At 69.6% G+C, this 8,601-nt stretch carries 13 protein-coding genes; 4 read left to right on the forward strand and 9 right to left on the reverse strand.

The genetic code is table 11. The features are described 5' to 3' along the window. Nucleotides 1-304 precede the first annotated feature (304 nt). Both M0R80_29610 and M0R80_29615 read right to left on the reverse strand, forming a co-directional pair. Nucleotides 305-943 (reverse strand): polymer-forming cytoskeletal protein, encoded by a 639-nt coding sequence (locus M0R80_29610; GenBank protein MCK9463795.1) that lies wholly within the window; start codon nt 941-943, stop codon nt 305-307. A 7-nt stretch (nt 944-950) separates the two neighbouring features. Continuing rightward, on the reverse strand, nt 951-1,265 hold the full coding sequence (locus tag M0R80_29615; protein ID MCK9463796.1) for a polymer-forming cytoskeletal protein: 315 nt from the start codon (nt 1,263-1,265) through the stop codon (nt 951-953). 188 nt (nt 1,266-1,453) lie between these two features. Here M0R80_29615 and aspS point away from each other — a divergent pair, with 188 nt between their 5' ends. Both aspS and M0R80_29625 read left to right on the forward strand, forming a co-directional pair. Further along, nucleotides 1,454-3,241: an aspartate--tRNA ligase gene (gene aspS, locus M0R80_29620; GenBank protein MCK9463797.1), complete on the forward strand. Its 1,788-nt coding sequence runs from the start codon at nt 1,454-1,456 to the stop codon at nt 3,239-3,241. An 81-nt stretch (nt 3,242-3,322) separates the two neighbouring features. Beyond that, a complete protein-coding gene (locus M0R80_29625; protein MCK9463798.1) occupies nt 3,323-4,165 on the forward strand; it encodes a hypothetical protein in 843 nt (280 codons plus the stop codon). A gap of 53 nt (nt 4,166-4,218) precedes the next feature. On the opposite strand, the gene M0R80_29630 is transcribed toward M0R80_29625, so the two are convergent. The 7 genes from M0R80_29630 to M0R80_29660 all read right to left on the reverse strand — a co-directional run bounded on the left by M0R80_29630 (nt 4,219) and on the right by M0R80_29660 (nt 7,229). Next, on the reverse strand, nt 4,219-5,031 hold the full coding sequence (locus tag M0R80_29630; protein ID MCK9463799.1) for a hypothetical protein: 813 nt from the start codon (nt 5,029-5,031) through the stop codon (nt 4,219-4,221). Nucleotides 5,032-5,078: 47 nt separating this feature from the next. Next, nucleotides 5,079-5,483, reverse strand: coding sequence for a DUF302 domain-containing protein (locus tag M0R80_29635; protein MCK9463800.1), 405 nt, complete (start codon nt 5,481-5,483; stop codon nt 5,079-5,081). 138 nt (nt 5,484-5,621) lie between these two features. Beyond that, nucleotides 5,622-5,954, reverse strand: a complete 333-nt coding sequence (gene trxA, locus M0R80_29640) for a thioredoxin (protein ID MCK9463801.1) — start codon at nt 5,952-5,954, stop codon at nt 5,622-5,624. A gap of 58 nt (nt 5,955-6,012) precedes the next feature. Continuing rightward, on the reverse strand, nt 6,013-6,198 hold the full coding sequence (locus M0R80_29645) for a zinc ribbon domain-containing protein (GenBank protein MCK9463802.1): 186 nt from the start codon (nt 6,196-6,198) through the stop codon (nt 6,013-6,015). Nucleotide 6,199: 1 nt separating this feature from the next. Continuing rightward, nucleotides 6,200-6,646: a thioredoxin family protein gene (locus tag M0R80_29650; protein ID MCK9463803.1), complete on the reverse strand. Its 447-nt coding sequence runs from the start codon at nt 6,644-6,646 to the stop codon at nt 6,200-6,202. Between the two features lie 8 nt (nt 6,647-6,654). Next, complete coding sequence (locus tag M0R80_29655) at nt 6,655-6,837, reverse strand: hypothetical protein (protein MCK9463804.1); 183 nt, start codon at nt 6,835-6,837, stop codon at nt 6,655-6,657. Continuing rightward, complete coding sequence (locus tag M0R80_29660) at nt 6,834-7,229, reverse strand: thioredoxin family protein (GenBank protein MCK9463805.1); 396 nt, start codon at nt 7,227-7,229, stop codon at nt 6,834-6,836. The genes M0R80_29655 and M0R80_29660 overlap by 4 nt, the downstream gene beginning before the upstream one ends. Nucleotides 7,230-7,381: 152 nt before the next feature. Here M0R80_29660 and rsmD point away from each other — a divergent pair, with 152 nt between their 5' ends. Together rsmD and coaD are read left to right on the forward strand one after the other, a co-directional pair. Next, a complete protein-coding gene (gene rsmD / locus M0R80_29665) occupies nt 7,382-7,930 on the forward strand; it encodes a 16S rRNA (guanine(966)-N(2))-methyltransferase RsmD (protein MCK9463806.1) in 549 nt (182 codons plus the stop codon). A gap of 101 nt (nt 7,931-8,031) precedes the next feature. After that, entirely contained in the window at nt 8,032-8,517 is a 486-nt protein-coding gene (gene coaD, locus M0R80_29670) for a pantetheine-phosphate adenylyltransferase (protein ID MCK9463807.1), read from the forward strand. Nucleotides 8,518-8,601: the final 84 nt, after the last annotated feature.

The following is an 8,601-nucleotide window of genomic DNA, read 5'->3' on the forward strand; positions in this document are numbered from 1 at the left end:
AGGTGGACGGCAAGCTCGTCGAGGGGGAGATGATCGAGCGCGGACGGGCGGCCGCGGCGTACCGCGAGGCGGTCGAAAGCCGGAGCGATCCCGCGCTGCTCTCCCAGCTGTGATATAGTCCAGAAGGCGTAGGAGTTTTGTCGCAGATCGGATCTTATGTTAACTTGCTGGAACGAAAGTGCGTTAATGGCGCCTATGCACCCCAGGCCCGGGACGAGGCTCCGTGACGCTCGCTTAGCGAGCTCTCCAGGCGGTTGATCCTCTCTCATCTCACCCCTTCGTGAGGGAGCTTCGGGACGGGAAGCTAGTGCTTCTTCTTGACGGCCTTGGTCTTGCCGATCGTGCGCACCTTGGGCGGCGGCGGGCTCCGCTTGACCGATGCCTCGGCGGCCACGGCGGGCGGCGCGGCCGGGGCGGCCTTCGCGGCCGGGGCGGGAGCGGGCTTGGCCGGAGCCGGGGCCGGACGGCGCGTCGGGACCGGTGCCGGGCGCGTGCGAACCGCCGGCGCCCGCTCGATCCGCGGCTTCTCCTCCGCGGCCGTCTCGACGGCGCCCTCGACCCGCGCGGGCCCCCTGCGCGACACGGCCTTGGGCGCGAAGCCCTCGGTGGCGCGGTCGACGTCGAAGTCGCCCATGTCGATGTTGCCGCGGAACGAGGCGCCGTCGACCAGGATCACCCGCGGGGCGGAGATGTCGCCCACGACGCGGCCCTGCTCGGTGACGTGCACCGACTCCTGCGCCGTGACGTTGCCCACGAGGATCCCGCTCACCACGGCGTTGCGCACGTTGATGTTGGCGCGGACCACGCCGCCGACCTCGACGGTCAGCGTCTTGGACAGGTTGATGCTCCCCTCGACGCGACCCTCGACCGTGAGGTCCTCGTCGCCCTCGAGGTTGCCGTTCACGAAGGTGTTCGTCCCGATGATCGTCATTGGTTCACTCATGTTGTCCTCACGCGTCCATGTCCACGTTGCCCTTGAAGATTGCGCCGTCCGCGATCAGGATCCGCGGCGCCTTGATGTCGCCCACGGCGCGCCCGCCCGCCGCGATCTCCACCTTGTCGGACGCTTGGATGTTGCCGGTCACCTGGCCGGAGATCTCGATGTTGGCGGTCTGGATGTCCGCCTCCACGACGCCCGACTGCTCGACGTACAGGTTCTCCTTCAGGATGATCCTGCCCTTCACCGTGCCCTGGATGACCAGATCCTCTTCTCCCGAGATCTCGCCGTCGATGACAATCGAGCTCCCGATCACCGTGTTCGCCATGGGTTCCTCCAACTCTCCTGGAAAAAGCTCCAGTGAGCCTAGCAACGGCCCGCCATGGTGTCAACGCGGCCCGGCGTTTGCCGCGCCGCTTCCGGGGTCCGCCGTTCCCCTCTGGCCTCGGCGGGCGAGTCGGTGTAGTCAGGGAGACGCTTTCACCCGGCCGTCCGGATCGGCCGCAAGGAGGGATCGTGGGCGCGTTCATCGAGCAGCTGAAGAAGTCGCACGGCGCGGGGAGCCTGCGCGCCGAGCACGCGGGCGTGACCGTCGTCCTCATGGGGTGGGTCGACGCGGTGCGGGATCACGGCGGCGCGATCTTCGTAGACCTCCGGGATCGCAGCGGCCTCGTGCAGATCGTGTTCGACACGACGAGCCTCCCGGCGGCGCAGCTCGACGTGGCGCGGGCGCTCCGGCAGGAGTACGTCGTGGCGCTCAGGGGGACGGTGCGGAAGCGCGGCGGCAAGCCGAACCCGAACCTGCCGACCGGCGAGATCGAGGTCGTCGCGGACGAGCTCGAGCTGCTCAACCGATCGGCGCCGATGCCGTTCCCGATCGCCGAGACCGTGGACGCGAACGAGACGACGCGCCTCAAGTTCCGCTTCCTCGATCTGCGCAGGCCGCCTCTGCAGCGCGCGATGATCCTGCGATCGCGGGCCGCTCAGATCGTCAGGGAGCACCTCGCGGTCGAGGGATTCGTCGAGTTCGAGACGCCGATCCTGACGAAGTCCACGCCCGAGGGCGCCCGCGACTACCTCGTGCCCTCGCGCGTCAACCCCGGGACGTTCTTCGCGCTGCCCCAGTCGCCGCAGCTGTTCAAGCAGCTCCTGCAGGTGGCCGGCTTCGAGCGCTACTATCAGATCTGCCGGTGCTTCCGCGACGAGGACCTGCGCGCGGACCGACAGCCCGAGTTCACGCAGATCGACTTGGAGATGAGTTTCGTCTGCCCGGACGACGTGATGGCCGTCGCGGACGGGATGCTCGGGAGGATGTTCGGCGAGCTGCGCGGCGCCCAAGTGCCGCGCCCGATCCCGCGCATCACGTGGGACGAGGCGATGGCGCGGTTCGGCGTCGACAATCCGGACGTCCGGTTCGGCATGGAGCTCGTCGACCTCACCGAGGCGGCGAAGGGTTCCCAGTTCCAGGTCTTCGCGAAGGCAGCGGCCGCGGGCGGGCGGGTCGTCGCGATCGTCGTCGCGGGCGGCGCCGCGCTGTCGCGCAAGGAGCTCGACGGGTTCCAGGAGTTCGTGAAGTCGTACGGCGCGGGCGGCCTCGCGTGGATCAAGCGGGCCGACGGCGCCTGGTCGGGGCCCGCGGCGAAGTTCGTGGACGCCGCGCTGGCCGAGATGCTGGCGGGACCGGGCGGCGTGAAGGACGGCGACGCGGCGCTCATCGTGGCCGACGCGAACGGGCACGTCGCGCGCACGGCTGCGGGGAGGCTTCGCTCGCACGTGGCGGCCGCGCGGGGGCTCGTCGCGCCGGGGAGCTTCGGCTTCGTGTGGGTCACGGACTTCCCGATGTTCGAGCGCGACGCGGAGACCGGGAAGCTCGCCGCCACGCACCACCCGTTCACGGCGCCGCGGCCGGCGGATCTCGACCTCATCGAGACCGATCCCCTCGCGATGCGCGCGCGGGCCTACGACGTCGTCGTCAACGGCCAGGAGGTGGGCGGCGGCTCGATCCGCATCCACGACAGGGGCGTGCAGGCGCGCATCTTCCAGGCGCTCGGCATCGGTGACGAGGAGGCGAGGCGCAAGTTCGGGTTCCTCCTCGACGCGCTCTCGTACGGCGCGCCGCCGCACGGCGGGCTCGCGTTCGGGTTCGACCGGCTCGTCTCGACCCTCGTCGGCGCCGAGTCGATTCGGGACGTGATCGCCTTCCCGAAGACCACGCGCGCCGCCTGCCTGATGACCGACGCGCCGTCCGAGGTCGACGCCGGCCAGCTCGCGGAGCTCGGGATCTCGCTCATTGGACCGCGCTGACGGCCGTGGCATACTTCTGAATAGCCGAAACGGAACGGGAGTCCTTTCCAAGTGGGCTTATCGCTCGAAGGAGGTTTCGTCATGACACGTAGAATGATCCTTGTCGTCGCGGCGCTCGCCGCGGTCTTCGCCTTCACGATCTCCGGCTGCGTCCAGGAGAAGGACTCGGACGGGGACGGCGACGAGGAGATCGTCATCTCCGAGGAGTGCACCTGGTACGCCGGGGTGGAGTGCGAGGCCACGTGCGACGATCTCGACTTCTGGTTCTCGTGCGAGGGCGAGTTCGACATCGAGTGCGATCCGCACTGTGACGAGTTCGAGCTCGATGTCGAATGCTCGGGCAGCTGCCAGGCGTCATGCTCGGCCGACTGCGAGTACGATCCCGGCGAGTTCGACTGCTCCGTGCATTGCGAAGGCGAGTGCGGCGCGAGCTGCGAGTCGGAGTGCGAGGCGTCCGTGGGCGACGGAGAGGCGCAGGCCGAGTGCAAGGCCCACTGCGACGCGTACTGCGAGGGCCACTGCAGCGCGAGCTGCGACGTCGAGCTGCCGGAGCTCGACTGCGACGCGCAGTGCGAGGCCTCCTGCGAGGGTGAGTGCACGGCCGAAGCGAACATCGACTGCCACCTGTGCAACGTCGACGTCTACGCCGAGTGCGAGGGCGAGATGAACCTCGACTGCCACGGTGGGTGCGACGCTGACGGCGTGCTCGAGTGCAACGGCGAGTTCGTTTCGAGCGACGATCTCGAATCCGCGATCGCGTGGGTCGAGGCGAACATGACCGCCGAGGTGACGTACGACGCGAGCGCCGAATGCTCCGGAAACACCTGCGAGGCCGAGGCGAGCGCTACGCTCCAGTGCGACGCCGCGGCCCCGGGGCGCGAGGGCGGCGGCGGGCTGCTCGCGGTGCTCTCCTTCCTGTTCTGATTCCTGACCAGAATGGACCGAGTGGACGTCGCGGACGGAATGGACCTTCCGGGTCATTCCTCGCTGATCGTGCCGGACTGGCTCACGTCGAAGTCGAAGCTCTTCTCGCCGCTCTCCAGGGTGACGCGGATGGTGTCCTCGTCGACCCGTTCGAACGAGACGGTGGCGGTCTTGCCGTCGAACGGGGTGGTCAGCTCGTAGCGCCCGGCCTGGGGCACCGGGTCCTCCCAGCGCAGCTCGACGCCGGTCACGTCGAGATCCCAGTCGCCGCGCTCGGAGGTCCACTGCCGCGCGCCCTCGATCGTCATGCCGGTGGCGATGTCGCCGGCGAGCGCCGCCTGCGTCCGATCCCCCGAGCCGGTCACCGCGAAGCCGTCCGCGAGCCTGGTCCAATCGAGCTCGTGGGAGACGTGGCGCGTGCCCTCGGCGGTGCTCCAGGTCACGTCCGCGGCGCCGGTCACTTCGACCTTGCCGTTCGATAGAGCGGTCCACTCGTGGTGCACGACGACGTCGCCCTCTGCTGCCGAAACGATCTCGATAGAGTGCGTGCCCGAGTAGGTCTGGCCGTGGTAGGTGCAGTCGCCCGGGTTGGCGCCATACTCGATGCTGAGCGCCGCGCCGTCGAGCGCGATCTCGGCGCACGGCAGCTGGGTCTCGATGAACTCGCGGAGCTCCTCGGCCGCGGCCTCCACGGCCTGGCCGATGGTGAAGCTCGTGGTGAGCTCGATCGTGCCCGAGCTGACGGTGAGCGCCTGGCTCTCGAGCGACAGCTCCTCGATCGCCTGCAGCGCCTCGCCCGCGGTGAGCGCGCGATCGCAGCCCGCGAGCGCGAGGCCGGCCGCGGCGAGGAGGCAAATCGTCGTCATGCGCATGGGATCCCCCTTCCGTTGGAGTCGGGGGATTATACCGCGATTCAGCCCCGAAGGCCCGCGGCGACGCGGCTGAGCTTGGCGTGCACCTGCTCGACCATCCCCTCCACGCCGGGCGTCGCGACCAGCTCGAACATCCGGCGCGGGTTCGCGATCGACACGGTCACGTCGCCGCGTTCGCCCTCGAACACGATGACGTTGCACGGCAAGAGCAGGCCGATCATCGGATCCGCCTGGAGCGCTGCGTGGGCGATCGGCGGGTTGCACGCGCCCAGGATCTTGTACTTGCGGACGTCGGCCCCGAGCTTCTGCTTGATCGTCTTCTGGACGTCGATTTCCGTGATCACGCCGAACCCCTCGACCTTGAGGGCGTCCGCGACGCGCGCCACCGCGGCGTCGAAGTCCGTGTGACCGAGGCCGATCGTCATCCCCAGGCTGTCGTTGCTCACGACTCCTCCTCGTTCCGCTTCTCGTCGGCGGCCGGCCCGCGGCACGCGTCGGCCATTCACGTGGAGACGCCGGCTCGCGGCAGGATCCAGCGCTGCAGCGCGAACCACGCGCCCAACGCCAGGATCAGCCAGGCCCAATCAGGCATTTCCCAGCACCTTGTCGAGCGCCGCCTTGAACGCCGCCTTCGGGCGCGCGCCCACGAGCACCTCCACGACCTCGCCGCCCTGGAACAGGGCGACGGTCGGGATCGAGCGGATCCCCATGGAGCCCGCGACGGCCGTCTGCTCGTCCACGTTCACCTTCACGACCTTGGCCTTGCCCGCGTACTCGACGGCCACCTCGTCGAGCACGGGTCCGACCATTCGGCACGGGCCGCACCAAGGCGCCCAGAAGTCCACCAGGACCGGGACGTCGCTCTTGACGACCAGCTCCTCGAAGTTCGCATCCGTTCCCACGATGGCGTTGCTCATGACTCCCTCCTTGAAATCGGGACCGCGGTCGCGCCGCACGGGCGCGCCGTCACCAGCCTCACCCACCTGTATAGCAGCGCTTTCCCTTTCCGGCGACGGTCTCGCCGAGGACGGCGAAGCCGGTGAGCTGCCGCACGGCGGGCGAACCGCACTCCGGGCACTCGGTCTCGTCCTTGTCCGTGATGCGCGTGATCGCCTCGAACGTCTCGCCGCATCGCGGGCACTCGTACTCGTACAGTGGCATCCTAGCCCTCCTTCTCTGCGGGCGGCCTGGGTCGCTCGGACGACACGGGGCCGCCACACGAAACGGCGCCGAGCTCCTCGAGCCCGCGCCGCAGACGCTCCGCGGATTGCGCGCCGACGAGGCGGCTCGTCTCGGATCCGCTCTGGTCGAGGAACAAGAACGTCGGGACCGAGCCGACGTCGTAGCGCTCGGCGAGCCGCTCGTTCTCCTCCCGCGAGACGTCGACGGCGTCGATGCGGACCCCGACGCCGGCGCAACGCTCCGCGAGCTCGTCGACCACGGGCTTCATCTCCGCGCAGGCCGGGCACCACGGCGTGTACAGCTCCAGCATCCGCGGCGCCGCGGCTCCCGTCGCGACCGCCCCGGCCACGACCCTGGACCGCCCGGTGCCCAGCAGGGCGACGGCGATCCCGACCACGAGCGCGGCGATCAAGAGAGCGCGCCCCATGGGCTGCCTCACGCGATCCCCAGGACGCCGCCTATCGCGGCGCCCCAGGCGGTCGATATCACCGGGTTCGAGGTGATCGGGCAGCCGCCGGTCGCGCATCCCACATAGCTGTAGTAGGCGAACCCCGCGAGCCCTCCCAGGACGAGCCCGAGGGCGATCTTCACCGCGCGCTTCTTCGCTTCCCTGCTCATGACGCCACCTCCTCCCGCGCCGGGGGGGCGAGGAGATCGGCCTCGATGATCTCCTCGTAGTAGTGCTGGCCCCTGAGGCCGACGACCCGTTCGACCAGGGCCCCCTTCTTGAAGAAGAGCACCGTCGGGGTGCCCCGGACCCCGAGCCTCGCGGCGGCCCGCGGACCCGAGCCGACGTTCAGCTGCGCGACCTTCAGCCGGCCGTCGTACTTGGCGGCGAGCCGCTTCACCGTCGGGACGAGCGCCGCGCACGGCCCGCACCCGGCCGACCAGACGTCGACCATGACCGGGACGTCGGACTTGACGACCTCGGCGACGAAGTTGGCGTCGTTCAGCTCCACGGGCTCCCGCTCGCCCGCGCCGTCGAAACCCAGAAAGCTCAAGATGCCCATGTCCTCTCCTCGGGGCGTAAGCGCCACCCTCTGACTTCTGGGAATAGGAGCCGTCACGGGGCCGGGGGGGGGCGCGGGGGGCGCTCTTTTTTTTAGAAGGAGCTTGGCAAGGGGAGGGTATGGGAGGGTATGGAAGGGATGGGAGGTCGCGGATGCGGGTGGTGGCGGGCACGGCGCGGGGGCTCAGGCTCGACGTTCCGCCGGGGCGGGACGTCCGGCCCACCGCCGATCGGGTGCGCGAGGCGCTGTTCTCGTCGCTCGGAGACAGGGTGCGGGGCGCGCGCGTGCTCGACCTCTTCGGCGGATCGGGAGCCCTCGCCATCGAGGCGCTCAGCCGCGGTGCGGGCAGCGCGGTGATAGTCGAGCTCGCGCGGCGCGCGGCGGACGCGATCGCGGCGAACCTCGCACGCACCGGACTGGGCGGCGGAGCCCGGCTGATCCGCGGCGACGCGCTGCGGGCCGTTCCCGCCCTGGCCGCCGAGGGGCTCGCGTTCGACCTTGCCTTCCTGGATCCACCGTACAAGGGGGATCTCGCGGCGCGTGCCCTCGCGGCCGTCGCCGAGCACGGGCTCCTCGCGGCGGGCGGCCTCGCGATCGTCGAGCACGACAGGCGCGCCCGGGTCGACCCTCCCGAAGGACTCGTGGAGGCGTCCGTCCGGATGTACGGCGACACGGCGCTCACGCTGCTCGCGCGCTCGTAGAAGAGTTGCGCGCCGCGGGCCGGTGACGCTATGGTGTTTCAGCGCGCGCCGCCTTCGGCGCCCGGGTGCCGACGGGCCCCGGTGGAGAGAGGACAAGAGAGTTGCAGCAGCGCATCGCCGTCTACCCCGGCTCGTTCGATCCGCTCACCAACGGGCACCTCGACATCATCCGGCGAGGCGTCGAGGTTTTCGATCAGCTGATCGTCTGCATCGCCGAGAACAGCCGAAAGAACACGTTGTTCTCCGTGCAGGAACGCCTCGAGATCACGCGCGAGGTGCTCGAAGGGCTGCCGCGCGTCGAGATCGCCGCGTTCGAGGGGCTCACGGTCGAGTACGCGTTGAAGCGCGGCGCGGTGGCCATCCTCCGCGGCCTGCGGGCCGTCGCGGACTTCGAGTACGAGCTCCAGATGGCGAACATCAACCGCAAGCTCACTCCGATGATCGAGACGTTGTTCATGATGACTTCGGAGAAGTACTTTTTCGTCAGCTCGCAGAACGTCAAGGAGGTGGCTCAGTTCGGGGGCGACATCTCCGAGCTCGTGCCGCCGCTGGTCGCACGGCGCATGGCCAAGAAGAGCCTTGGATAGCGCTGCGCACACGCCGTCCCGCGCGGCGTTCGAGATCGAGCGCCGCGACGAGATGAGCCTCCTCGGGCTGATGCTCGGCGAGGT

This window comes from Pseudomonadota bacterium (genome assembly GCA_023229365.1).
GTDB lineage: Bacteria > Myxococcota_A > Polyangia > JAAYKL01 > JAAYKL01 > JALNZK01.